Source organism: Sporomusa aerivorans (genome assembly GCF_041428895.1).
GTDB lineage: Bacteria > Bacillota > Negativicutes > Sporomusales > Sporomusaceae > Sporomusa > Sporomusa aerivorans.
In genome coordinates this window covers 5,603,427-5,629,954 of sequence record NZ_CP156926.1, presented here as the reverse complement: position 1 = coordinate 5,629,954, position 26,528 = coordinate 5,603,427, and the positions used below count along the sequence as shown (strand labels likewise).

Genomic DNA, 26,528 nt, shown 5'->3' with positions numbered 1-26,528 from the left:
ACATAACAAGTATTTTATTCCTTCTTCAATCTTTTGTAAACTATAACACATGAGAGGTGAAGAAAAATGAAATATTTGCGATTGCTCTTGCAAATTACATTGTTATGCGGCATTAGTTTGCTGGGCACGATTATAGCACGAATTTTAAATATCGGCATTCCCGGCAGTATTATTGGTATGGCGCTGCTTTTTCTATTGATGGAACGCAAGTTCATTGACCTAAAATGGATAGAGGCAGGTGCAAACTTTTTACTTGCGGAGTTGTTGCTATTCTTTATTCCATCGTCTGTTGGTATAATTGAATATAAAAATTCGTTTAGTAACCCTGTTTTACTTAGTTTACTCTTCACAATCGTGTCCAGTACCGTTGCTGTCGTAGTTTTCGTCATTCTGGCTACAGAGGCGGTAAGCCGCTATCGGCGTAAGGGCGACCGATTATGCTGATATTATTCGGTCTGTGGCTGACCATAGGTGTTTATCTGGGAGCTAAGCGCCTTTATCAATGGTCGAACAATTTAATTTTTTCGCCTCTGGTAATTTGTCCGGTGACAATAATTGTTATATTAGGAGCAGCTTCCATTTCTTTCTCCGCTTATTATACCGGTGGGCATTTTTTGAGTTTTATGCTGGAACCGGCAACTGTAGCAATGGCCGTTCCTATATATAAATATAGGAGAGTCGTCCAGACGTATATCACCGAAATACTAATCAGCGTGACAGGTGCGGCAATGGTTGCAATTGTGACTTCCGTAGCAATCGCCGAACGACTGGGAATAAACTCACAGATTGCAACCAGCCTGGCCCCGCGGTCTATCACAACTCCGTTGGCCATTAATGTTTCACAAACGATAGGCGGCAATCCGACAATAACCGCCGTTTTTGTTATCATCACCGGCCTGACCGGCGTTTTAGTATCGTCCCTTCTGCTGAAATGGGTTAGACGTCCAATTACTCAGGGCATGATGTTTGGCATATCAGCTCACGGGACGGGGCTTAGCAAAGCCTATGAAAAAGGAGCGTTGGAAGGGGCAGTTGCCAGCATTGCCATGGTATTCATGGGGCTGGTAACTATTATCATCGCTCCGCTGCTTGTTCCTGGTTGCCTGAACTTTTTCGGATAGTCGTCGGATAAGGAAGGTTAGCCTTCAGATGGGGTTAAACCCTCACCTGAAGCTAAGTCTGCTTTATTGCGACGATACTGGTAAAGTAGGATTTTACGAAGGAGGCTAGTGTGGTGAATCGAAACAAAATCAAAGCCGTAATTTTTGATTTGGACGGGACTTTGGTGGACAGTGAACCTAACTACTTTGCGTCAGACCGGAAACTGCTAGCTGAGTATGACATTGACTTTGACGAGATAATGAGAAATAAGTATGTAGGCGTTGGCTCCAGAGAGATGATCGGGGATATTATAAAATACCACCCAATAAGCGAAACAATCGAGAACTTAATGATAAAGAAAAACAAATATTACACTGACATCGCTAAAGCCAATACGGTCGTCTTTCCCGAGATGATCAGATTGTTGGATATACTTAAGAAAAATAATTACCCGACAGCCCTTGCGTCCGGTTCTTCTCCCGAGGTCATTGAGCTGGTTTTGTCTGTAACAAACTTAAGGCACTATTTTGATGTGGTTTTATCTGCCGAACATGTTGCCAAAGGCAAACCAGCCCCGGATATCTTTTTGGAAGCTGCCAAACGGCTGGGAATACCCGCCGAGAACTGTTTGGTCTTAGAAGATGCTCAGCCTGGTGTGGAAGCTGCTAAGAGGGCTTGTATGCGTTGCGTTGCCATACCTTACCTCATAGCGGAACCGCTTCATGATAGTTTTAGTAAGGCCGATATGTTGTTTAGAAAAGGAATGGCGGAATTTGCGGCTGAAACGGTGTTTGAATGGCTGACCAAGTACGGAGAATTTAGTCAAGAAATACAAATTGACAACACCTGGACTCACCGGGTAAAATAAAATATATCAATTAAAAGATTTGGCATACCCGCTGAAAGGCGGCGACGCAAAGCCGTGGGTCTAACGGCGTTATGCCTATGACTGCCTGGTTGCTCTTGCAAGTATTTTTGTGAGTGTACCAGGCATTTTTATTTTTTTATGCAGGAAATAAATGGAATTTTATCGTATTCTAATCTTGTTTAGAAAGTGAACTCGCCATAGGATCGATGCATCTTTACCGAAAAAGAGGTGTGACAATTGAAAGATCGACGGTTTTGGCTGGCTATTGTTTCGGCGTTAATGGCCTCGCAGCATAATACCGGTGAAGCGGCGCCAGCCGTAGTTGCCGATCCGGGTCGGGAATATTCTGTCCGTATACATTCGCCTGCCGCAGAGGAAGAGGCTATTGTCGCCTTATTTGACGATTGCCGATATGAGCAGGTTGTAGAAACTGCCCAGGCAACCTGGCCGAAGCTGGAAACTATGCCTGACAGGGTGCTGTATTGTGTCGCAGAGTGTTATATTCGTACCGGCCGGGTGACGCTTGCTAAAACCGGTTTTGAGATGCTTGTTGCCCAAAACCCGCAAAATCACCGGTTCCGTGCCGGCTTGGCTTATACGCTGATATATGCCGGTCAGCTGGATAAAGGTTTGGCTATGTATCGCCAGGTACTGACAGAAGATCAGGGAATGCTTGCCGGTGCGGCAGAAGATGCCGTGGCTCTTTTATCTTTGGGCAATACAGGCGGTGGAAAAGCGCTATTTCAAATGGTTATTGAAATTAGCCCGAACAAGCAGCACTACTCGCAATGGTATGAGAAAAGCTTGCGTATGTATAGGCTGGCAGATGATGCACCTGTGTCCAAGGGTTCAGAGACAGCGACTATTGACCGGCCTGTAATTTCAGCGCAGCCTGAGCAAAAGTTGCTGCATGCGCAGGCGGTGAAGATGGCGCAGGCTGGTCAATATCAAGAATCACTTGCTATTTTTGAACGTGCTGTTGCAGGAGAAACGCAAGATACAGCCGCTTTGTCGGATTATATTACTATTTTGCAACAGGCAGGCCGAAATGAGCAGGCTGTCAATATATTTGAACGGCACGCCGGCACTGCTATGCCTTATTCTGTGATCCGCAGTGTTAGCACTGCTTATTTTCAGCTGAAAGAGTATGATAAAGCCATGGCTGTGCTGCAGCCGTTCATTACTAGCGGCGAGAGGGAAGCGCTTTTTTGGGCGGGAGAAATGAGTTTGCTCTCGGGTGATAAGGCCGAAGCGACAGTCTGCTATGAACGGCTATTAGCCAAGAATCCTAACGATTATGAAGTGTATTTACGCCGTGGAATGTTGAGTCTCAAGATGAAAGATTACCGTCAGGCAGCCTGGGATTTGGAGCGGGCAAAACGGCTCATGCCTGACAGCCCGGACAAAGCTGACCGGTTGACAAAGGTGGAGCATAATTTAGCCACTGTGTATATGCACACCGGACAGGAACAAAAGGCTATTTCCATATTGGGAAAATACATAAAAAACTTGCCTGTCAAAGAAGCGCTTGCAGCCGATTATATTATTGCGCTCAGCAATACCTCTCAGTATGAACTGGCAGTGCAAGAAGGAGAGCGGTTATGGCCTGATTATTCGCAAGCGCCGCTTACCGGACTTAGGTCACTGGCCGAAAGCTATCTTCACCTCGGTAAACAAAACCAGGCTTTGGCAATCTATCGCCATCTTGCTGAGCGGCAGCCAGGTGATGATAACAGTCAGCGATTACTGGCATTCCAGTTGATGCTAAATGGGCGTACTGCGGAAGGACTTGGTTACTATGGTCGATTACTCGGCAAGGACCCTGCGGGTGTTGAGGCCGTAGCGGCAGATGCCGTAACGCTTATCAATACTGATCAGTATCTTGCCGGCAAAGCCTTGTTCGAACTGGTGCTGGCCAAGTATCCGGATCCGGTTTACCGCCAGCAATATGCTGAAGCGTTAGTTAAGAAAAATCACAATCGCGCCGCCTATAGACAATACCAACTGTTAGCCGGCCAACCCCAGGGAGAATTGGCAGGGCTGTCAGGCATGGCACGTACAGCCAGCGCGATGGGAGATTCGGCCAAATCCCGTCAGGCGCTCGATGTCATTACCGGTAAGTATGGGCGGAGCAAGGCCGTTGCAGCTCTTACGCCAAAGAGTGAAGAAGGCCGGGAGAGCCCAGTTAAAACAACTGCAGTTGTGCGGGGTGGCAATCGAGAAATAGAGCCTCGGGTGTTAGCGGCAGCGACATTCCAAGGAAATCAGGGGGTTTTTCCAAATCAAGCCCAAAAGCCGGTCGAGCCGGGTAGCCAGGCTGTTATTAGAGCAGCGAACGCAGAAATAACCAAAGATGAATTCGCCTATGAAATGGCGCAAATTGCAACGAAGTTTTTATCAGCGCCTGTTACCAACGAGGAAACTTTTAAGATTGAATTCGCCTATGCAATTTCTACAATTACAGCCAAAACATTGCCGCTAATACCTAGCGAACAAAGAAATGAGTTTACTTATGAAATGGCCCAGATTACTTCAGCTATAATCAGCGATCCAAGCGTTGATATGAAAAAAGCTAAAGAACAATTCGCCCAACTCACAACAAAAGTGATAAACCGCATTGAAGGAACTGCTGCGGTTGAACAAGTAGCGTCAGGCAAGAAAAGTGATAAGGTTGAAATCAGGACGTTGTCCAGTTCGTACAATGTTGGTGGCGATAGTTTAAAGGCGAGTATTCCGGGGCATATTGACCTGGCTACATATAATAGCCTCATGGATGAACTTATGCAGGTGGGTAATCGCAAGAATAACAATAAAGTAAATATTGACGGTGAACTTCGTTATCATTACGCGAATAATAGCGGTGCTGCTCCGTGGGATAAAGATGCATCAGGGTTCAGGCTGTATCTTGGCGCCGACACCAGAATCAATAAGGAATGGCATTTGTATGGCATGCTGGAGGGGCAGCAGAGTATAAAAAACTATAATAATAAGTTCGAGCTTTCCCGCCTGTACTTAGACGGAAAAGTTGGTACAACCAAGGTTAAGGCCGGCAAGTTCGGTTATCTTATGGCAGAAGGAAATATCTACGATAGCGGTTTTACCGGCATTAGAGCTGACTTCGGCGATCCGATAAATTATTCGCTAAGTTACGGCGAAACCAATGATACAAAGTCGACCTTTGCAGCAACGGCAGGCTATAAAGATTTTGATTACAATCTTACTGCCGGTGCATATAGCTTCCGGCTGGATGACGGTTCTGACAGGCGCAACACCATCTGGCATATTGGCGGTAACTACAATTTCAGCAATTTTAGTATTGGGGCTATGTACCTGGATGGCAGCCTGAAAGACAGCAAGGGAAACAGTGACGGTTATGTTCTCAGCTTTAACTATGGGGACCTGAAATCATACAGGCCGGGCACCTATGGTTTATATGCAAAATATTACAATCAGGCTAGAGGCACTTATATCTCTCATGGAATGAATGGAAAAGGCAATTCTATGCAGGGTGTGAAAGGCTATGGTGTAGGACTAAATTATACTGTGGCCAAAGATTTGGTTGCCGGTGTGGAATATTACGATCTGGCCGACAAAATTACCGGCGAAAAAGGGAAAACTGTTTGGACTCAGCTGACACACTATTTTTAATGGTATAAGCAGGTGAATTACGTGACATTGGAAGTATTTGAAAGGCTAAAGGCAAAAAAAGATTACCTGGCTGTTGTAGGTCTTGGTTATGTGGGGTTGCCTATAGCCGTTGCGTTTGCGGAGAAAGTCAAAACTTTGGGTTTTGATATTAATCAGGAAAAGATTGCCGTTTACCAACAAGGGATTGATCCCACGCATGAAATTGGTAATGAAAAAGTCAAAAATACAACTCTGGAATTTACCACTGAGCAAACGAGGCTGAAGGAAGCTAAAGTGATTATTGTTGCCGTACCGACGCCGATAAATGGCGATAAAACGCCGAATTTATCACCTGTTGTGGATGCCAGCAGAATAGTGGGGCAGAACTTAGCAAAAGGCAGTATTGTCATTTTTGAATCAACAGTCTATCCGGGGGTAACTGAAGATGTTTGCATACCTATTTTGGAAAAAGAATCAGGCCTGAGCTGTGGCAAAGACTTCAAAGTAGGTTATTCTCCCGAGAGGATTAATCCTGGTGATAAAGTGCATAGGCTGGATAATATTATAAAAATTATTTCCGGCATAGACCAGGAAACAGTGGAAAACATTGCCGCTATTTATGGGCTGGTTATTCCAGCCGGCGTATATAGGTCAGCCAGCATTAAAGTTGCGGAAGCTGCTAAGTTGGCGGAAAACGCCCAAAGAGACATTAACATTGCCTTTATGAATGAACTGGCCCTGATTTTTGACAGAATGGGCATTAGTACAAAGGATGTTATTGATGCAATGAATACCAAGTGGAATGCCCTGGGGTTTTATCCAGGGTTAGTAGGCGGTCACTGTATTGGCATAGATCCTTATTATTTTATTTATCAGGCCGAGGTGCTTGGCTATCACTCGGAGATTATTGCCGCCGGCCGCAAAATTAATGACAGTATGGCAGCTTTTATTACTCATAATGTAATAAAAACATTGATTCTGGCCGGTAAAAATGTCCAGAAATCCAATGTGGTTATACTGGGAGTTACCTTTAAAGAAGATTGTCCTGATATGCGCAACTCCAAGGCTGTGGAGATTTGTAAAAAGCTTGCTGAATATGGAATTGCTGTAACAGTGGTCGATCCAGTTGTCGACAAGGCAGAGTTCGAAAAAGAATTAGCTCTCAATCTTGTGGAAATAAAAGATGTTCATAATGCCGACTGTCTGATATTCTTAGTGGGACATCAGCAGTTTAAGGATTTAGGGACAGCAGATATCGAAAGAATGTTTAACGAGGACAGAAACCAGTCTAAACACGTAATTGTTGATATTAAAAATGTAGTTGAATTTAAACACCTTGCGGCAGAGGTGTACTCTTACTGGAGCCTGTAAGTATAGGAGGCATTACCCATGAAAATCCGAACATTGATATTAGCATTAGTTTTTATTGCCGGAATTTCCTTATCGGCCTTATATCTTTATAGGGAATATTTTAAGGCGCAGCCAGTAGGGGCAACTCAAGCGAATATAGCCATTGACGATTTGTATAACGCCGACCAGGAGGCTGCACAAGCATTAGCCCAATTGCAAAAAAGCCAGGAAAAGGCAACAATTGTTACTGGCGATAAAAGCGGTTCCCGGCATATTGCTTTGACTTTTGATGGGTTGACAGACCGTGCTATCATACAACAAATTTTGGGCGTATTGAAAAAATACAATGCTAAGGCAACCTTTTTTGTTGATGGACTGCATACGGTTGAAGATCCGCAAACTTTGTCCGACATCAAAGATGCCGGGCAGAAAATCGAAAATTATACACTGGTTGGTCTACCTAAAATGGAGACGTTACCAATTGAAAGATTGGCGAAAGATTTTTCCCGCGCCCAAAAAATTATCAAAGAAAATGCTGGACAAGAACCCAGCCTTCTAAAATGTAATGACACAAAATATACCGATCAAGTATTGCAGGTCGCAAAGGCCTGTGGTTTTAAGGGTGTTGTGCAAAGTGATACTGTATTTAATGTGCGGCAGGTTGACACCTCGCCTGAGGCCATGGATGCCGCCGTTGCCGCGCTGCGGCCAGGAAGTATCGTTTCTGTCAAATTACTGGCAAATGTTGAACCAGTAACAAATGAGCCGGGAAAAACCGATCAGAAACCGGCCATAGATAAACAGCCGGGGTTAAAAGAAGCACAGCCCGATGGTGTGCGGGAAGCGGAAATTGCCTTGACGGTTGAAAAATTATTAATAGCACTGCAGAAAGCAAAATATAATACCGTATACGTAGAAGACTTTGCGAAAGTAAATAGTCAAACAGCCCTGCGGTCTGCTGGCGGCGACACCTTGTCCCTGCCAATAAGAATAACGTCATTCCTGCAAGCGCAAATCAGGGCTTTATTTAGCTTCCCGACAGCTTATGCTGCCGAGAATGTGCAACAGCCTGCAAGTGAAATCAAAACGGTGTTCACTACAGAACAGGCCCTTTCTTACACTTTTGGCGGTTTAACGAAAGAAACTGTTGTTAATGATGTCCTCGAAAGATTGAATAAGCTTGGCATAAAGGCGACCTTCTTCATTTCAGAAGCGGAAATGAAGAAGTATCCGCAAACTGTACGGAAAATCATTGCCAATAACCATGAAATCGGTATTGCCATAAGACCGAAAGACGGGGAAAGTTTGGATGAAACGCGCAGCAATCTTACACGTTCGTTAACTTTTTTAAAAGCGCAGTTTGGCGTCTCTACGGATTTGGTTAAGCAAGTGTCAGGAGCGGTGACGGATACTACCAGAGAAGCTGTGGGCAGTTTGGACTGCAAACTGATTGGCCAGTCAATTAATATTGTGCAAACCAAACATAAAGATTATACTTCTGTAGATGCAATTATGGGAGAAGTTTTTAAAAAAAGTATGGTTTCATTAAGCCGCGGACAAATCCTGTATTTTAGAATGGATTTTTATACAGATGACCAGATCGTTGGCGGTTTGCTGGAATCGGTAAAACTAAACAAAATAGATAATATCGGCTATGCGACCTTTTATGATAATCCCAGCAACAATAGCTCTAATAATTCGCAGTATACACTTAAGTCAGTTGGTGCAATTCTCGGTAATTCGCGATATACCTACCAATACCCGGTAAATTTGCAAAACGTTCCGACCCACTTACGTCATGACGGGCCGGAAATAGCACTTGACAATCATAATTTCTTGGCGGAGGCTTCCAAACATTACATAGGGCATGAAAGTGTCAATCATGAAGACCGAATGATCGAGTTTTCTAAAATGGAGGAAAGGCGCCTCGATAAAACCGGTGTTATACATACTGATGAAAAAGTAATCTTTTTATCCTTTGACGATTGGGGCTCAGATGCCGCTATCAACAAACTTCTGTATGTTTTACGAAAGCATAATGTGCCGGGAACATTCTTTGTTATTACCAATAATGTCTTGTATAACACCAATTTGCTCCGGTCTATTGCGATGGAAGGACATGAAATTGGCAGTCACTCGGATAAGCATAAACCGATGGCCGTCATGGACTCCCAAGCACATAAGTATGTTAAGACACAAGATAAAGAAGAATATCTCAAAGATTTGTCAACATCATATCAAAAGTTGAGGGAAGTCACGGGCGATGTAATTGTTAATGGCAGGCCGGCTTTAACCAGATTGTTCCGTCCGCCTACGCTGGCAGTCAGTAAAACGGGTATGGAAGCGCTCTTGGAAACCGGTTATGACTATATTGTTTCAGGGACAGTCAGCACCAATGATTATCGAGCTGCGGATGTTAGTCAAGTTGTAGAAACAATTAAAAAAGGTATTTTTTCAGAGGACGGTGAGGTGAAAAAAGGCGCTATCCTGGTTATGCATATGAGTGATAACGCTAAGTATACGGCTACGGCTTTGGATATTTTGCTGACGGCCAATGAAGCTAAACCTGACTCTGATCCATCAAAGTTTAAAGTTGGCAGATTATCTGATTATTTATTTGACGGCTATTCGCAAATCAACCGAAAAAAAACATTGCGATTATTACATGGCCTGGATAAAGCTCCGAAATAAAAAGCAGCGTTCATGATTTGGGAGGGGGTGTGTGAGCTATGGGCATATTTCAACGCGATAATAAAGAAAAAGAAGATATCCTGCTTGCTGTAAAACCCGACCGTCGGCTCCTTTCTAAAGTTCCGGATATGGAAGGCTTGCGTACCAATGTGGACAGACGCCAGGCCAACGGAAGCTATGTGGGGACAAATAGCCTTGAAGGCCGGATTTTATCTGAAAATATGGGCAAGCGGTATTTGATTGACTACATTGTTTCGATCGAATACGTCCTGATAAAGAAAATAGTTAAACGCACCGGGCGGGGTGTGGATATATCGTCAACCGGGATGCTGCTGGAAGTTAGTCCGGAAGTGGCTGAGGATTTGAGCCAAGCTAAGAATATTCGTTTGAAATTTGTGATTGCGCCTGGTACTATGCCGGAAGGCTATGAGATGAAAGTTGACATTGGAGCAAAATTTATCCGCCTTGAAAAAACTCCAGCGGGGAAAACACGCTGTGGCGTTCTGTTTTTGGAATCATTAGCGCAACATGCCAACAAAAAGAAAAATTGGTATATGATGTCGGTTGCCTCGCTGTTTCTGTTCTTTATTTGTGCCTGCATCATACTTATGCGGGCGGAAAGCGTATTGTATTTTAAATTTAACAAAATTTTGTATATGTATAGTCTTGTAGCCGCTAGTTTTTTGCTGAGCCGTTATTTGTTTGCAATTTTTTACCGGCCTGTTCCTATTGACAATGACTACACGCCGGGCGTTAGTATAGTTATTCCCTGTTTTAATGAAGAAGTATGGATTCAAAGAACGATTATTAGCTGTATCAATCAGGATTATCCGATGGATAAGCTGGAAGTTATCGTAGTCGATGATTGTTCCTCTGATCAGTCTTATGCCAAAATTACAAAAATAGTGGAAGAACTAAAGATTAAAGAGCAACGGTATGATGTTGAAACAAGATTACATTGTTTTCGGCAGGAGAAAAACGCCGGTAAACGGGAAGCTATGGCGAGAGGTGCGCTGAGAGCGCGACATGAGCTGGTAGTATTTGTTGACTCCGACAGTTTTTTGGATCCATTTGCAGTTCGCAACATTGTTCAACCTTTTAAAGATACGAAAATGGGAGGAGTTTCGGGCCGGACTGATGTTGCTAATACTTATACCAATGCACTTACGAAAATGCAGGCTGTCCGCTACTATATCGCTTTTCGGATTATGAAGGCGGCAGAAGGCTATTTTGATGCTGTTACCTGTTTATCAGGGCCGCTTTCCTGTTATCGAAAAGATTTAGTTCTTAAATATATGGATGCCTGGCTGAACCAAAAATTTATGGGCGAAAAAGCTACTTTTGGCGATGACCGGAGTATGACAAATTTCATTTTAAGAAATAACCGTACTACATATCAGGATACGGCAATATGTACTACCGTTGTACCGAATAAGTATTCAGTCTTTTTGCGGCAACAAATGCGCTGGAAACGGTCGTGGCTGCGGGAATCACTTATCGCAGCCCGGTTTATGTGGAGAAAAGAACCCTTTATGTCCTTATCCTTTTATATGGGAATGCTGGTACCGCTTGTGGCGCCTGCCATTGTTATTTATAACCTGGTCTACATTCCGCTAATGCACCGGGTATTTCCATTCACTTTTATCCTCGGTATTGCTTTAATGGCCTTGCTGATGAGTATGGCTCAGTTATTTTTAAGAAGAAGTTCAACCTGGCTCTACGGGTTATGGTTCTGTTTCTATTATGAAGCCGTACTTTTATGGCAAATGCCTATCGCCTGGGTTACGTTCTGGAAAACTACCTGGGGAACCCGGCTGACTCCGGCTGACCTTTTGGAAATGGGAAAAAAGAGAAGCTTAATTAAATGAGGAAATACGCTAATGACAATGTCAACTAATTTCGTTCCGCGCAGAAATAGAAAAAGAGCCATATATGCGAAATTTACAGAACTCAAAGACCGGAAAAAACTGCTAAGAGTCGTATTTCAGCTCACGGTTATCGTTGCAGTCCTTGCGATAGCTGTAGTAGCCTTGCTTACGTTAAAAGCGTATAAACCTTATACAGCGCAAAATACTAAGTTTTCCGGCGATAAAGGTTTTGTGGCCCTTGCCTACTTTGGGGTTGATAGGATAGGAAAGCAGAATATCATCGGTATAGATCGACTGCAGCAGCATTTGCAGGTACTCAAAGACTTGGGCTATGTAACGATTACCCAACAGGATGTCCTGGATTATTATCAGTCAGGTAAAGAATTGCCGGAGAAATCATTGCTTTTAATTTTCGAGGATGGTCGAAGGGATACTGCAATTTTTTCGCAAAAAGTTCTGGAAGAGCTCAATTTTAAAGCAACCATGCTGACTTACCCTGAAAAGTTTGAAAAAAAAGATCCCAAATTTTTAGTTCCCGATGAATTGAAAGAACTGGAAAAATCGACTTACTGGGAAATGGGCACCAATGGCTACCGGCTGGCCTTCATTAACGTGTTTGACCGTTACGATAATTATTTAGGCGAATTAGTGCCGCTTGAACATGCAAGCGTTGCCCCTTACCTAGGACGTAAATACAATCATTATTTAATGGATTATATACGGGATGAATACGGTGTTCCCAAAGAAAGCTACATCAGGATGAAAGAACGCATATCGCACGATTATCAAGCTGTGCGGGATATTTATACCCAATCTCTTGGCTATGTACCGGGAACCTATATACTTATGCATTCCAATACCGGGCAATTTGGCAATAACGATAAAGTCAGCACCGTAAATGAATATTGGATTAAAACTTTGTTTACGATGAACTTTAACCGTGAAGGATTTTCTTTCAATCAGAGAAACAGCAGCATTTATGATTTAACGCGGATGCAGCCGCAGCCTTATTGGTATGCCAATCATCTGCTGATGCGGATAAAATACGATATCAATCAGGACTTGGATTTTGTCCAAGGCAATTTGAATAAACAAAAGGAATGGGAAACCCGTAAAGGGGCATTGGAAATTCAAGATGACACCATGATTTTGACTGCACTGCCAAAAGACCAAGGGATAATACGTTTAAAAAACAGCAATGATTTTGAAGATCTAAAACTTACTGTAAGGCTTAAGGGCAATAAGCTGGGATTGCAGAGAATATACTTACGGGCTGATGAGGGCTTAAAACGATTTTTGTCTGTCTATATTCTTAATAACGTATTGTATGTTTCGGAGAAAAATGGAGTTGCTGAAAAAGAACTGTATAAGCTGAATTTAGACCAGCATGACGGAAAAGAAGTTTTATCCATTCCAGAAGACAGAAAGGCTGCGGAAGTGACCGCATTAGCAACTTTCCTTGAATATGCCAACTCAATTGAAAAGGCTAAAGCTTACACTGCCCGGCTTCAAAGTAAAACACAGGAAGTGGTCCCTGCGGTTGCAGAGGGGGCCGAGCGTTATATACCTGAAATCAGTGCTCATGAAAAAGGGGACCGCCGCGTGGCATTATCTCTTAAAGGCGACAGGCTTACTATTATCGTAGACGATAAAGCCGCTGTCAGCGATTTGCAGGTGGTAAACACAACTGCAGGCGCTGTATTTCTTGAAAGCGCCTGGGGGGGCTATGGGCAAAGTCAAAGAAATCTCGCCGATGATGTATATGACGGTGTTTTTGACAAATTAATGATTACTGAAAATACAGGCGAGAAAGAGGAAAAAATTTTATTTGACAGCCGATTACAAGGTCTGGATGCTGTTAAACTTACAGTGAAGCGGTACTGGGAAGCCATTGTGGATTTCTTTATAAAATATTTGTAATATGGGTGAGGTGCGCATGGGGAAGGGGATAGCTTGTAAAATTATCAAAATAATACTGCTGTCAGTTGTTTTTGTTCTGACGGCAGGCTGCAATTACGATAACCAGACGGCTGGCAAGGCGGATGCGAAAGAAACAAGCGGCAAGGTGGCATGGCTGGCATACTGGGATTTGGATGCAGGCGTAAAGGATTTGCAAAGACTGGGTAACAAGTTAGATAAACTTTCTTACTTCGGTGCCTATTTTGATGCGAGTGACCGCATCTTTATTCCCCGGGAGCTTAGCGATAAAAGAAAAGAATTAAAAGCGAAAAAAGGAAAATATGAAACTTATCTTACCATTGTGAATGATAAACAGAATGCAGATGAATCGGTTATCATGAAGGACACCGAGGTATTGCGCCGGGCATTTGCCAGTTCGGCGGCTATGGATAGACATATTGACGCTATTGTTGCACTGACTCTGCAAGGCAAATATGACGGTATTGAAATTGATTATGAGAGAATATGGAGCGATGAACAAGTTGCAAGATCTTTCGCGATTTTTGTTGATAAACTATTTCTTAAGGCCCGGGAAAACAACCTGAAATTGCGGGTTGTGCTCGAGCCGGGTACCCCGTTCTCTTACGCCAATCTCCCGCAGGGACCTGAATATGTGGTCATGTTTTATAATCTATACGGCTTGCATAGTGAACCGGGCCCAAAAGCCAACAAAGATTTTATTGAAAGAACAGCCCAGCAAATGAGAGCTTTGCGGGGAGGAGCTTCCGCTGCGTTTGCCACAGGGGGGTGCCTATGGGGCGACAATGGTAAGCGGGCGCTGCTAACCGAAGCCGAAGCAAAAACCCTTGCGGTAACCTTTGACAGTAAACCCAAAAGGGATGCGGCTAGCCAGTGTCTAGTCTTTACGTATAAAGATTCGGGAGTTACGTATCAAGTATGGTATGCGGATGTGGAGACAATAAACTATTGGATTGGTATCGCTAAAGAACAGGGAGTAAATAACTTTAGCTTATGGCGTTTAGGCGGCAACATTGAGATCAATAAAATAAATGAATAGTGATAACTATTGACATTAGCAACGGTAAGTGTAATAATGTGATAAAGTTACAAAGTTACACTCGTCCTGCAGGCGCGTAATGATGTGAAAACTTCAATTAGGAAAAAGATGATGATTGGGATAAAGCAAATATATTCATTGCCGCAGAGAACCGGTGGTTGGTGCAAACCGGTGCAGGTATGTTTGTAAACTCGCCCAGGAATTCTGTTACTGAAGTAAGCGATGAACTTATTTAGGTAATTGCGTATGTCTGCGTTAAAGATATCAGCTGGATGCTTACACAGTGCTGAAATGAGCCTAATGTAGGGTGGTACCGCGATATTCGTCGCCCCTATTGACAATTGATTGTCAATAGGGGTTTTTTTATTCATTAAGTAAACTTAGGAGGATTATATATATGGGAAATGGAGCGATAAGTACAGCATTTGCTATGGCCGCTGTCTGGTTCGCCACTCATAGTGGCGGCGGATTTGCTACTGGCAATCAGGAAGTCAATTACTTTGTGAAGTTTGGTTGGTATTCCGTATTTTTACCTTTGATCGCCATGGTTCTTTTAGGCTGGGGACACAGAAATGCCCTTGTTTTGGCTAAAGACTATAAAACTTATGATTATAAGAGTTTTGGCGATGCTCTTTTTCACCCTTACGAAAAATACTTTTCCATTGTATTTGAGTTTGGCTTTATTATGTTGATTGCTTGTGGCGTCAGTACGTCCATTGCCGGTTCGGGCGCCTTACTAAAAAGCTCCCTGGGAATTCCGTATGGAATTGGCATTGTAGCTGTAGGAATCGTGTTATTGCTGTTGACTATTTTTGGCAGTGACTTAATTATTAAGGTCCTAAATCTCAAGACATATTTCCTGATTGTTACCTTACTAATCCTCTGTGTTTTGGGTATCCAAACGGGTGCGCTCAACTTCCAGCGCGTTCTGGCCACGCAGGAAACTTTCGGCGCAAGCTTTGGGGATGCAGTCTGGTATATGCTGATCTATATTGGTTTTCAAGCTTTTACTGTACTGCCTATTATTTCAGTTTCACATCATATTAAAACTACAAAAGAATGCAATTTGTTTATGTTCTTTGGCACGCTGTTAAACGGGATTTTTTTGGTTGTTGTATGTATTATGCTTTTAGGGTTTAGCCCGGAGACTCTGACACAGACTTTGCCTGTGTACTATGTTACATCCCAGCTTGGTATCTCCTGGCTGAAAATTTTATACAGTATAATCTTGTTTGTTGCTTTACTTGGTACGGGAATATCCTTAGTTTTTTCTACAGTTGCCCGCTTCGAGCCGGTTTTGGTCGAAAAAAATATTTTAAAAAGCTTGAAGACACGGAGAATTGCTATTTCCCTTGTTACCATTGCCTTATGCACAGGCATATCGGTATTTGGTCTGACCAATATCGTTGTCAAAGGCTATGGCTCAGTCGGTTATATCGGGCTATTCTTTGTTCTGTTGCCGGAAATCATAGTTGGCACAGTCAAAATCAGAAAGAATGCCAAGCAAAGAGAGCGGGAGGCTGGCTCCGAGCTAAAAAGGCCAGGTTTATCGCAATAATTTTAAAAAAATATTTAAAAAAAGCTTCAAGAGTGACTCTCTTGAAGCTTTTTTATTAAAGAAGTGAACAGGTAGTATCTTTTCTTTATCTCCGCGCACTGCCATGGCGACTTGAAAACAGGTTCAGGTATAGGGTATACTCGTATTGGAATATTAAGGTAAGGATCTTTTCACCCCATTGAGAGGATGGTGTTATGCATAAAGTGAGTGAATTAAGGAGATCGTTTTGGATGGGGAGAAGCAGTGGAACGTTGCAAAAACTATTTCAATGCCTTGCAGACTCAGAGCATCAAGCGGAGCTGTTTCAGCCGGGAGAGGCGTTATTCTGGGATGATCCGCACATTTCCCGGAGCATGCTTGCCGCGCATTTAAACCCTGAGTTTGATGGCGCCAGCAGGATGCCGGGCACCATTGAAAAAACAATAGAACATCTCATCTCTTCTCAGGTGTTGCGCCCGGGAGACCGGGTGTTGGATTTAGGCTGCGGTCCGGGTTTATATAGCAGACCGCTCTGTCAACAGGGCATACAGATTACAGGTGTGGACATATCACAGCGGTCAATTGACTATGCGCGGCAAAATGCCGAGGAATTAGGTCTGAATATTGACTATATTTGCGGAGATTTTTTTAACTTACAATATGAGGAAACTTTTGACAGAGTATTGCAGATATACGGAGAAATATGCACGTTTTCCAATAATGCCAGAAACCGGCTGCTGCAAATTATTCATCAAGCCCTCAAAAGAGATGGATTATTTATATTTGATGTTTCTACCCGCAAGCTGCGGCGGCGCGAAGGGCTAAGAAACAGATGGTATTTTTCCGAGGGCGGTTTCTGGCGAGAGGGCAGACACATCGTGCTGGAGGAAGGCTATGATTATCCTCAAGATGACTCGTGGCTTAACCAGTATACTGTCATTGATGAAGGCGGTTCATGCAAAGTATATCGAATCTGGTTTCATGACTATTCTTTACAGACAATATCCGCTGTTTTGCAGGATAATGGCTTTAAAGTTGCGGATGTCTGGAACAGTCTAACGGGGGAGCGATACCAGGAAGGTGGCGACTGGATAGCGATTGTCGCACAAAAGGCATAGTGGCGCATTCCATCTTTCCTACATAGGATATTATGTAGATTAAAAACTGGAGCTGATGGATAGATGGAACAGAGAAATGGTTTGCTTTTGTCAGTGCTGACGTGGAATTTATATAATGGCGCGGATCTAGCACCGCTAGGAACTGCTACACCAAATCAGCTTCCCCGGCGGGTAACTGAAGTATTTCGGCAATTTCTGGCGACTAATTTTCTTGATCGCGTGAAAGCAATTGCCAGCGAGATTGCTTTGCGGAAACCTAAGCTAGTCGGGCTGCAAGAAGCAGAGATATGGCAATTAGTAATTCCGAATCTTGAAATAGTCACATATGACTTTGTACAATTGCTGCTGCAGGAATTGGCAAGTATAGGCTTGAGCTATGAAATTGCTGCTCAGAACCGAAACTTTTCAGCGGAACTTCCAGATAGTAACGGGAATCTTATTCGTTTTTTTGGATCGCGATGTTATATTAACTCGCGAGCGGCGCGGACTTACGATTGTCAATAGTCAAGAGGCCAATTATAAAGCCAATTTGGTCGTGCCTATTGCCGGGCAACCGTTTGAACTCCTGCGGGGATGGTCCTTTATAGATGTTAAGGCCGACGGACATATTTTCAGGCTGATCAATACTCATCTGGAGCCGGGTGCGCCTGGTATTCAGGTTCAACAGGCGGAAGAACTGCTGGCGGGACCTGCCGCAACAGATTTTCCTCTGATAATTACGGGAGATTTGAACTCAAACGCCGATGGCAGTGGCACACCAACCTACGGGATTTTTATTGCGGCAGGCTTTAAGGATGTGTGGACCGAGGCCGGAACAGGCGCCGGATTTACCTGTTGTCAGGATCCCGACCTGTTAAATGCTGTGTCTGGCTTAAACCGAAGGATAGACTTTGTTTTGTTTAAAAATGGCTGGCAACCGCTAGAGGCAGTATTGGTGGGGGATGAGCAGAATGATCGAACTTGTACAGGTCTCTGGCCGTCCGATCACGCCGGTATAGCGGCGGATTTAACTCTATCTTGCAGTTGTTAATCTAATATGAATGTCGTGGCGGCATTCCCTGAAAAAATAGCCTCAACTGGGAGTTCGGGCTGTCATTTTGTCATGAGCATAGTGGCTGAGAAGTACCATGGCTACAACCGGAACAGTATGACCTTCTGTAGCGGTCAATGAGACAGGTTGCATTCAAAATTTCGCAAATGATATAAAAATCTGAAAAATTGCTATTTACATTTAAATTGAAAGATGGGATAATGTCTTTAGATCAAACGTAGGATGTAGTACGTAATACATACTATATGCTGCGTAAAGAGGAGGACATACCATGAAAGTAGCTTTGGTGTATACGAGTACTACCCCGGAATTGATTGAGCTGGTGGAAAAAGAAGTTAGTCAAGTGTTGCCGCAAGGAACTGTGGTAATCAGCAACCAGGATCCCTCGATTCTTGCAGAAGTGCGGGAGGCCGGATATGTTACTGCGCCTGCGGCCGCCAGGCTTGTCGGCATGTATATGAAAGCTGTGAGCGATGGGGCTGACGCTATTCTCAATATCTGTTCGTCAGTCGGGGAGGTTGCCGACGCCGCGCAGGATGTTGGCAAATATACCGGCATTCCGATCGTGCGTATTGATGAAGACATGTGTCGGGAAGCGGTACGTCAGGGCGTACGTATTGGGGTAATGGCCACTTTACCAACAACACTGGCGCCTACTAAAAACACAATCATGCGGGTAGCACGGGAAATGAACAAGCATGTGGAATTAGTCGATGTGCTGGTTGACGGGGCCTTTGGGCTTGATCAAGAACAGTTTAAAGGATTGATGACAAAATACGCCAGAGAAGTCTGCGACAGTGTTGATGTGATTTTGTTTGCCCAAGGTTCAATGGCTTACTGCGAAGAATATATCCATCAGCAGTGTGGAAAACCGGTGTTATCCAGCCCGAGATTTGGTGCTGTAGCGCTTAAAGAGGCTTTGGTGAAAAAAGGTTTGCTGTAATCACTCGGCTAGAGTTTTGTACTAAAACCAAAGGAGCGACTGAAATGTTGGAAAAATTGGGAAATATCGTAAAATTTATTACGAAATATTTTTCTGTATGGATTATTTTAGGTGTTATTGCCGCTTACTATAACCCTGCACCATTTAAGCCGTTAGCCAAATATGTCCCCTATTGCATTATGGCCGTAATGCTCAGTATGGGACTTACCGTATCGTTAAACGATTTTAAACTGGTTTTCTCACGGCCTAAGGATGTATTCTGGGGTATTGTGCTGCGTTATCTGATTATGCCGTTTATTGCCTTTATGCTGACAAAAGTCCTTGATCTGCCGCCGGTTCTGGCCGCGGGGCTTATCCTTGTCGGTTGTTGTCCCAGCGGTGTGGCCAGCAATGTTATGACCTTTTTAGCAAAAGGTGATACTGCACTTTCAATTACCGTTTCTTCCATTAATACCATTATCGCTCCCTTTATCACACCTTTTATGTTTGCCTTTCTGGTGGGCTCGATTGTTCCTGTTGATGCCGGGGCTATTTTATTGGATATATTGAAGATTGTTCTGGTACCGGTATTTTTAGGGGCTATAATTCGCGGGATAGCATCCGACTTTGTGGATAAAATTATGCCGATCATTCCCGTTGTATCTGTTATTGCCATCTTTATTACAACCAGTTCAGGGTTTGCCTTAAGCGCCGGTTCACTGGCCAATGTTGCCATAATTGCTGTAGTCGCTGTAGCCCTGCATAATATTCTTGGTCTAACAACAGGGTATTGGGCAGCGCGGGGTGTCGGCATGCCGCATTTTAAAGCCAAGGCGCTTAGTTTTGAAATAGGCATGGAAAATGGCGGCCTGGCAATGGCCTTGGCCTTAGCCCATCTGGCGCCGCTGGCCTTTATTCCTGCGGCTATATTTAACCTGGTGCATAATCTTACCGGTCCCATGCTGGCCAGCTATTGGCGTGAACAAGAAGAGAAAAAAGAATTGGCTACAGCCAACGAGAAAAGGTCTATAGAATCGTAAGCCTTGTTTACCTGTAAAGGATGTCGTGCGCGGGTAAAGTGACAAAATTGAATGGAGGTGATCCTGTTGGACAATATTACACTTGCTCTGGCGAAAAAACTGGCGAATTATGCGGAAGAACTTGTTGCGAAAGAATATGGGATGAAACCGTTTAGTGTGGCCATTTGTGATAAAGATGGATTCTTAGTTTTGTTCAATAAACTGGATGGCGCTAAATTACTGACCATCAATCTTACCCCCAATAAAGCATATACCGCTGTCCGGATGGGGGTAAGCACAGGTGATTTTTTACGGCGGCTGCAACAGGAAAATCTTAATATTGCCTATTTTGCGGATGATAAATTTGTCGGGATGCCTGGTGGTGTACCAATATATAATGACAAACAGCAGGTTATCGGTGCGGTCGGCATTGGCGGACTTAAGGAAGACGGCGAAGTTGCCGCCAAAGTGGCTGCTGTGGCGGTTGATTTATCGTGCGAGAAAGCTGGCTGAGGGGCGGCTCCAACTCCGTTAAAGGATCGGACCAACCGTGTTTTTTCTTATAGAATTACTTTTTCAGACAGTATCGTGTCACATGGTGCCTTAAGATTGTTTTGGACCAACGTATGATGTTATACTGGAAGAACAAATATCATCAGGGGGTCCAAAATGGCAACAGAGTCTTTTTTAAAAGAAATAGGCGGAAAATCTATTGTTGAACAAATTGTTGATAATGTAACAAATGCCATCATTAACGGTGAACTGAAACCGGGTGATAAGATCCCGACAGAGAATGAGCTCTGCGCATCAATGGGGGTTGGCAGAAATTCTGTTCGCGAGGCAATTAAAATTTTAGAAGCATATGGTGTTCTTACCATTAAACGGGCGGAAGGGACTTTTGTAAAACAAGGTTTTGACAGTAAAATGCTATACCCTGTTCTATACGGAATTATCTTACAGAAAGATTCTGCTAATCAAATTGTCGAATTGCGTAAAGTAATCGACGTCGGGATCCTCCAACTGGCGATGGATAAACTGGATTTAGACTCGCTGCATAAAGCCGAACAAGCTATGAAGGAGCTTGAACAAAAGATTTCGGCGGTAAATGTGGATGCCAATGCTATATTTGCCGCCGATACCGCCTTTCATATGGTGCTTGTTGCTATTACCCAAAATGCATTATTAGAAGGAATCTGTTACTATGTCGATCAGATCACTAAAAAATCCCGGCTGAAAGCCATAGAGAAATTTTTGGAGGATAAGGCAACCGAGCAGTTTCTGTTTATGCACAGGGAAATGCTGCGTGTGTTAAAAGAAAAAGACCGGACGAAGATCAATGTGGTAGTGGAAAACCATTATCAGTATTGGGAGAAAGTAACCGGTTAAGTATTAGTTTGTACAAATAACCAACCAAGGGGTAGTAAGTATGTTGGTAAATTTCGGCGATATCCTCAAGGTAGCTTATCGCAATAACTATGCTGTCGGGGCATTTAACGGTTATAATTATGAAACCTTTAAGGGGATTATTGACGCAGGATCGGAAACCGGTATGCCGGTTATTTTGGCTTTAGGCGCCAAGTACCTGAAAAATATGCCACTGTCAACAGCCTATGCTCTTGCCAAAAGTATGGGGGAGGAGAGCGAAACACTGATTTGTCTGCATCTTGATCATTGCAGTGACCTGGATACCGTGTTTCGCGCTATTCGTGCCGGCTTTGGCTCTGTTATGTATGATGGATCGGCGTTGCCTTATGCGGAAAATGTAAGAAATACAAAATTGGTTTGTCAGATAGCGCATGCTTGCGGTGTGTCGGTGGAAGCCGAACTGGGCAGTCTGGCTGCCGGTGACCGCTCCCACGAGGGTACGGCTGCCGATGTAGAGGCTTATACGGAACCTGCGCTGGCGAAACAGTTTGTGGAGGCTACAGGTGTTGATGCCCTGGCAGTTTCGATTGGTACCGTGCACGGGCTCTATAAGGCAGAACCCAATATCCGGTTTGACATACTTAAAAGCATCAATAAGCTCGTGTCTGTACCACTTGTACTGCATGGCGGATCTGGATTGGCTGAAAAGGATATTTTAGGCTGTATAGCCCGAGGGATTGCCAAGATTAATGTAAACACGGAAATCTCGGTGTATGCTGTAGAAAAGACAACCAAACTGCTGGCGGCTGACCAGCCGCACTTCTCTGAATTATCCTTAAACCAGGTTGATTATGTAAAAGAAATTGTGAAAAAATATATAGCTTTTTTTAGCCGGCAGTGAGCGCGTGTACTCCTGCCCGGCTTGGTCATAGGAGGGCGAAAAAATGGACAAAGTGATGATTTCTGTTGCTCCGGTGGCGAGTACCGATAAACATATTGTGCCAGTTGACATTGCGGACGATGTTGTGCGTTGCTGGCAGGCAGGCGCCGCTATGGTGCATTTGCATGTCCGGGATGCCGAGGGGAACCTGACGACGGATATGAGTCTCCTGGAAGAAACGCTCCGGCTGATTCGTAAGGAGTCCGATGTCATTATTGAAGTGTCGACAGGCGGTGTATCCAATCTTACTATCCAGGAACGGTGTGTTCCGCTGTATTCGGATCTGGTCGAAGCCTGTTCCCTGAATGTGGGCTCTACCAACCTGGGCAAGGCGGTATACTGTAACCCTGTTGATGATGTGGAGTATTGTATCCGTGAACTTATCAAAATGAAAAAGACACCCGAAGTGGAAGTCTTTGAGATCGGACATATTTATGCTATGAGAGAGTTTATGGAACAATATGATTTTTATGATCCAGTGCTTTTTAGCATTGTTTTGGGTCATAAAGGCGAGGCTCCCGCCACTCCGCAAGCTCTGGCCGCCATGATTCAAATGATTCCCCCGGGAACTCTCTGGGGCATCACGCATGCTAACCGCCGCGATTTCTCCATTATCGCCGCGGCTTTGGGGATGGGAGCCCGTACCGTTAGAATTGGTTTTGAAGACAGCAACTACTTGGATCCGAATACTGTGGCCGTCAGCAATGTTCCTTTAGTGGAGAAGACGGTCCGTTTGCTTAGGGCAATGGATAAAGAGCCGATGAGTCCGGCTGAAGCCAGGCAGCATTTTAACATATTGAGTAGATGAATGGGATGCAGAAGAACATGAAACCATTGCCAAAACGTAATACTGCTATTTTAAAATCATATCCGCCGGTGGATGAGGGGTATGTACAGACGCTGTTAGAGCAGGCTGTTAGGAATGATCCTCATAAAATCATTGTGCTGGATGATGACCCGACCGGCACGCAGACCGTTCATGACGTTTCGGTATATACAGATTGGTCTTATGAAAGTATTAGCTGCGGCTTTCGGGAAAAGAACAAGGTTTTCTACATCTTGACCAATTCGCGCGGTTTTACCGAAGAACAGACAAGCAAAGCACATCGGGAAATCGGCAGGGTGATTGCTCAGGTAGCCAAAGAGCAGCAACGCGGCTATCTGATTGTGAGCCGCGGCGACTCAACGCTCAGGGGCCATTATCCTTTGGAAACCGCGGTGCTGCGGAAGCAGTGGGAACACTACTCCGGGCAGAAGGTTGACGGTGAAATTCTATGTCCTTATTTTAAAGAAGGCGGTCGTTTTACGATCGATAATATTCACTATGTGCAGTATGGCGACTTTCTGGTTCCGGCCGGAGATACAGAGTTTGCCGCAGACAAAACCTTTGGCTACCAATCCTCGGATTTGGCCGCCTACATTGAGGAAAAGTCAAAAGACGCATATAAACAAGAAAATGTGGCGACCATTTCGCTGGAAGAGCTTAGGTCACTCAATCTTGCTGCAATTGTCGGCAAGCTCATGGGTTTGACCAACTTCGGCAAAATAATTGTCAATGCTGTCGATGCCTGTGATGTAAAGGTGTTTTGCATAGCGCTTTACCGCGCGATTGCCCAGGGAAAACACTTCCTGTTCCGTACCGCTGCCGGCTTTGTAAAAGAGTTGTGCGCTATTGCCGATAAGCCGCTTCTAACCAGAACGGATATGGTTACAGGCAGCAGTGATACCGGAGGGATTGTCGTTGTTGGCTCCCATACTCAGAAAACGACCAGCCAGGTTGAGGCGTTAAAAACGATTGAAGGTTTACATTTTATCGAGTTTAATTCTGATTTGGTTCTGGACGAGGCGCGTTTTCAGGCAGAAATTGCTGCAGTCGTGCGACAGGAAGAAGAACTGCTTACTAAGGGTACAACGGTCGTTGTTTATACAAAAAGGAAACTGTTGACCTTAGCCAATGATTCGAAAGAGGATGCTCTGGAACGGTCTGTTAAAATATCTGCCGCCGTACAGGCGCTGGTTAGCAGACTGCAGGTAACGCCGGCTTTTGTGGTGGCCAAAGGCGGCATTACGTCCAGTGATGTTGCCACACAAGCATTGCATATCAAACGAGCAAACGTGCTGGGACAAATAAGGCCGGGGATACCTGTATGGCAAACAGGCCAGGAAAGCAAATTCCCGCATATACCTTATGTCGTCTTTCCCGGCAATGTCGGTGAAAACAGCACACTCAAGGAAGTCGTGGAAGTATTGCTGGCAAAATAATAAAATGAGATAAATGAAAAGGCTTCAATCCTAAAAAAAAACTAGGGTTGAAGCCTTTTGTCTATCGACTAAGGCCAAACCATTAACAATGCGGGCAGGTCTAACCCTCTTGGGGTTTTAGTGTAGGGTTGGTTGCTGGACTTTGGGAGCATTAGGCAGCCAGCCGCGGTGGAGCATTAATTGCAGTAGCTGGTAATCCCATTGCAGTCCGTTACTCATTAAGCTGCTAATAGCTAGAAGTATTTCTGGCTGGTAACATTGTTGCAAGGATAGAAATAGAATTAATTGCGATGATCTTGCCAGATTCCCGACAGCGATTGCAATTTCCATGTCGGTTAACTGAACCCCTTTGGGATAATTCGTTTTATCGTAAAGAGGATGCGAGGGGAAATGGGTGTCAGGCAGTTCTGCGCCTCCTTCCCGCAACAGTTTTTCGCAGTTTTCAATAGTTGGAACGGCGTGTTGATAGATGGCTGTTTTTATCAAATCGCGAAGTTCCGGGTCGGAGGCTTGATTGTAGAATGAACTCAGCAGCGAGATGTTGTGACGTGCCTGAAGGATTAATCCGTACAAGCTGGATGCCTCCATATAATTTACCGGTTCTTTGTCGAAGATAGATTGCAAAATTGTACGGGTATATGCTTTTACCTGATCGATAATGGTCAAAATGTATTCCTCCTTGGAGTAAGCGACGCTTTTGTCCATTTTGTGCCTGCTTTAACGTAATACGGTTAATGTTCGCTACTCCTAGCAGCAGTATTGCCTTATCGGCAGTTGTTTTTTACTAAATGAGGTTGTTCCAATATTAGGAGTCAACTCCGGGAGTTTGATGAAATCCGATAAATATCGCAAGCCAATCAGGACATTGGATAGTATTCGCCATATTTGTTTATTTCCCGGGAAATTTCGCTAGCCATTCACAATGGTTCCGCCATTGACATGGAGTATCTGGCCGGTCATATAGGCGGAATCCTGTGAAGCCAAAAAGAGATAGGCGGGTGCGACTTCGACAGGCTGACCCGCGCGTTTCATGGGTGTGTCCTGGCCAAATTGGGCAACGTGCTGTTCGTTGAAGGAAGCCGGAATCAGGGGTGTCCATATAGGGCCGGGAGCAACGCCGTTTACGCGGATACCTTTGCCGATGAGTGCTTGAGACAAAGAACGGGTAAATGACACAATGGCGCCTTTGCTGGCTGCGTAGTCCATTAGCAGCTCGTGTCCCTGATACGCCGTAATAGAGGTTGTATTTATAATGACGCAACCATTGGCCAGATGAGCTAAGGCTGCTTTGGCTAAATAAAAACAGGAAAAAATATTTGTACGGAAAGTGCGTTCCAACTGTGCAGATGTTATATTCTCCAAAGATGTTTGGACATGCTGTTCCGCGGCATTATTAACCAGGATGTTAAGCTGGCCGAACTCGTTAACTACTTGCCTGACTGCGTGCTTGCAAAACTCTTCGTTACCGACATCGCCGGGCAGGAGAAGGCAGCGACGCCCGAGTTTCTCGATATCGTTTTTTGTCATATTGGCATCCTCATGCTCGTTGAGATAGATGATGCCGATGTCGGCGCCTTCCTGCGCGTACAGCAAGGAAACCGCCCGGCCAATGCCGCTATCGCCGCCGCTGATCAGCGCTGTTTTATTTGTTAATTTGCCGGAGGGCTTATAGTCCTCTTTAATTGCAACCGGACGCGGATTCATGGCTGTTTCGCTGCCCGGCTGCTTATCCTGGTGCTGAGGCGGAAAAGAAGGCAAATTTGCCTGTTGATTATTATTCATTTCAGACTCCTTTGCAAGAAGTAATCGGCTGGAAACCCTTCGTTATAACG

Annotated in this window: 22 protein-coding genes, 1 riboswitch and 1 other annotated feature; of the genes, 20 read left to right on the top strand and 2 right to left on the bottom strand. The window is 44.3% G+C overall.

Annotated elements, in window-relative coordinates; all coding sequences use genetic code 11:
* Nucleotides 1-66: 66 nt before the first annotated feature.
* The 20 genes from SATMO3_RS26800 (at nt 67) to SATMO3_RS26705 (ending at nt 24,696) form a co-directional block, all read left to right on the top strand.
* Nucleotides 67-444 (top strand): CidA/LrgA family protein, encoded by a 378-nt coding sequence (locus SATMO3_RS26800; RefSeq protein ID WP_371373506.1) that lies wholly within the window; start codon nt 67-69, stop codon nt 442-444.
* On the top strand, nt 438-1,121 hold the full coding sequence (locus tag SATMO3_RS26795) for an LrgB family protein (RefSeq protein WP_371373504.1): 684 nt from the start codon (nt 438-440) through the stop codon (nt 1,119-1,121). The genes SATMO3_RS26800 and SATMO3_RS26795 overlap by 7 nt, the downstream gene beginning before the upstream one ends.
* A gap of 113 nt (nt 1,122-1,234) precedes the next feature.
* Nucleotides 1,235-1,969 (top strand): HAD family hydrolase, encoded by a 735-nt coding sequence (locus SATMO3_RS26790; RefSeq protein ID WP_371373501.1) that lies wholly within the window; start codon nt 1,235-1,237, stop codon nt 1,967-1,969.
* Between the two features lie 11 nt (nt 1,970-1,980).
* Nucleotides 1,981-2,066, top strand: a riboswitch (cyclic di-GMP riboswitch).
* Nucleotides 2,067-2,206: 140 nt separating this feature from the next.
* Nucleotides 2,207-5,617: a tetratricopeptide repeat protein gene (locus tag SATMO3_RS26785; RefSeq protein ID WP_371373497.1), complete on the top strand. Its 3,411-nt coding sequence runs from the start codon at nt 2,207-2,209 to the stop codon at nt 5,615-5,617.
* 27 nt (nt 5,618-5,644) lie between these two features.
* Entirely contained in the window at nt 5,645-6,967 is a 1,323-nt protein-coding gene (locus SATMO3_RS26780) for a nucleotide sugar dehydrogenase (RefSeq protein ID WP_371381804.1), read from the top strand.
* An 18-nt stretch (nt 6,968-6,985) separates the two neighbouring features.
* Nucleotides 6,986-9,637, top strand: coding sequence for a polysaccharide deacetylase family protein (locus SATMO3_RS26775; protein WP_371373494.1), 2,652 nt, complete (start codon nt 6,986-6,988; stop codon nt 9,635-9,637).
* Nucleotides 9,638-9,675: 38 nt separating this feature from the next.
* Nucleotides 9,676-11,505 carry a glycosyltransferase gene (locus tag SATMO3_RS26770; protein ID WP_371373490.1) on the top strand — a complete coding sequence of 610 codons (1,830 nt, stop codon included), beginning with the start codon at nt 9,676-9,678 and terminating at the stop codon, nt 11,503-11,505.
* Between the two features lie 12 nt (nt 11,506-11,517).
* On the top strand, nt 11,518-13,425 hold the full coding sequence (locus SATMO3_RS26765; RefSeq protein ID WP_371373487.1) for a glycoside hydrolase: 1,908 nt from the start codon (nt 11,518-11,520) through the stop codon (nt 13,423-13,425).
* A gap of 16 nt (nt 13,426-13,441) precedes the next feature.
* Nucleotides 13,442-14,482 (top strand): hypothetical protein, encoded by a 1,041-nt coding sequence (locus tag SATMO3_RS26760; RefSeq protein WP_371373484.1) that lies wholly within the window; start codon nt 13,442-13,444, stop codon nt 14,480-14,482.
* A gap of 102 nt (nt 14,483-14,584) precedes the next feature.
* Nucleotides 14,585-14,818 (top strand) — a binding site (T-box leader).
* Nucleotides 14,819-14,879: 61 nt separating this feature from the next.
* Nucleotides 14,880-16,040 (top strand): hypothetical protein, encoded by a 1,161-nt coding sequence (locus SATMO3_RS26755; RefSeq protein ID WP_371373482.1) that lies wholly within the window; start codon nt 14,880-14,882, stop codon nt 16,038-16,040.
* Between the two features lie 230 nt (nt 16,041-16,270).
* Nucleotides 16,271-17,137: a class I SAM-dependent methyltransferase gene (locus tag SATMO3_RS26750; protein ID WP_371373480.1), complete on the top strand. Its 867-nt coding sequence runs from the start codon at nt 16,271-16,273 to the stop codon at nt 17,135-17,137.
* Between the two features lie 63 nt (nt 17,138-17,200).
* Nucleotides 17,201-17,641, top strand: a complete 441-nt coding sequence (locus tag SATMO3_RS26745; RefSeq protein ID WP_371373478.1) for a hypothetical protein — start codon at nt 17,201-17,203, stop codon at nt 17,639-17,641.
* Entirely contained in the window at nt 17,586-18,167 is a 582-nt protein-coding gene (locus tag SATMO3_RS26740) for an endonuclease/exonuclease/phosphatase family protein (RefSeq protein ID WP_371373475.1), read from the top strand. The genes SATMO3_RS26745 and SATMO3_RS26740 overlap by 56 nt, the downstream gene beginning before the upstream one ends.
* Nucleotides 18,168-18,459: 292 nt before the next feature.
* Nucleotides 18,460-19,131, top strand: coding sequence for an aspartate/glutamate racemase family protein (locus SATMO3_RS26735; protein WP_371373472.1), 672 nt, complete (start codon nt 18,460-18,462; stop codon nt 19,129-19,131).
* Between the two features lie 44 nt (nt 19,132-19,175).
* Nucleotides 19,176-20,150 carry a bile acid:sodium symporter family protein gene (locus SATMO3_RS26730; RefSeq protein WP_371373469.1) on the top strand — a complete coding sequence of 325 codons (975 nt, stop codon included), beginning with the start codon at nt 19,176-19,178 and terminating at the stop codon, nt 20,148-20,150.
* Between the two features lie 66 nt (nt 20,151-20,216).
* Complete coding sequence (locus SATMO3_RS26725; protein ID WP_371373466.1) at nt 20,217-20,642, top strand: heme-binding protein; 426 nt, start codon at nt 20,217-20,219, stop codon at nt 20,640-20,642.
* Nucleotides 20,643-20,798: 156 nt separating this feature from the next.
* A complete protein-coding gene (locus SATMO3_RS26720; protein WP_371373463.1) occupies nt 20,799-21,515 on the top strand; it encodes a FadR/GntR family transcriptional regulator in 717 nt (238 codons plus the stop codon).
* A gap of 40 nt (nt 21,516-21,555) precedes the next feature.
* Nucleotides 21,556-22,395 carry a ketose-bisphosphate aldolase gene (locus tag SATMO3_RS26715; RefSeq protein WP_371373460.1) on the top strand — a complete coding sequence of 280 codons (840 nt, stop codon included), beginning with the start codon at nt 21,556-21,558 and terminating at the stop codon, nt 22,393-22,395.
* 43 nt (nt 22,396-22,438) lie between these two features.
* A complete protein-coding gene (locus SATMO3_RS26710) occupies nt 22,439-23,242 on the top strand; it encodes a 3-keto-5-aminohexanoate cleavage protein (protein WP_371373456.1) in 804 nt (267 codons plus the stop codon).
* Between the two features lie 17 nt (nt 23,243-23,259).
* Nucleotides 23,260-24,696 (top strand): four-carbon acid sugar kinase family protein, encoded by a 1,437-nt coding sequence (locus SATMO3_RS26705; RefSeq protein WP_371373453.1) that lies wholly within the window; start codon nt 23,260-23,262, stop codon nt 24,694-24,696.
* A 117-nt stretch (nt 24,697-24,813) separates the two neighbouring features.
* Here the strand turns inward: SATMO3_RS26705 and SATMO3_RS26700 are convergent, their stop codons facing one another.
* Together SATMO3_RS26700 and SATMO3_RS26695 are read right to left on the bottom strand one after the other, a co-directional pair.
* Complete coding sequence (locus SATMO3_RS26700; RefSeq protein WP_371373450.1) at nt 24,814-25,362, bottom strand: DUF3231 family protein; 549 nt, start codon at nt 25,360-25,362, stop codon at nt 24,814-24,816.
* Between the two features lie 243 nt (nt 25,363-25,605).
* Nucleotides 25,606-26,478: an SDR family oxidoreductase gene (locus SATMO3_RS26695; RefSeq protein ID WP_371373447.1), complete on the bottom strand. Its 873-nt coding sequence runs from the start codon at nt 26,476-26,478 to the stop codon at nt 25,606-25,608.
* Nucleotides 26,479-26,528: the final 50 nt, after the last annotated feature.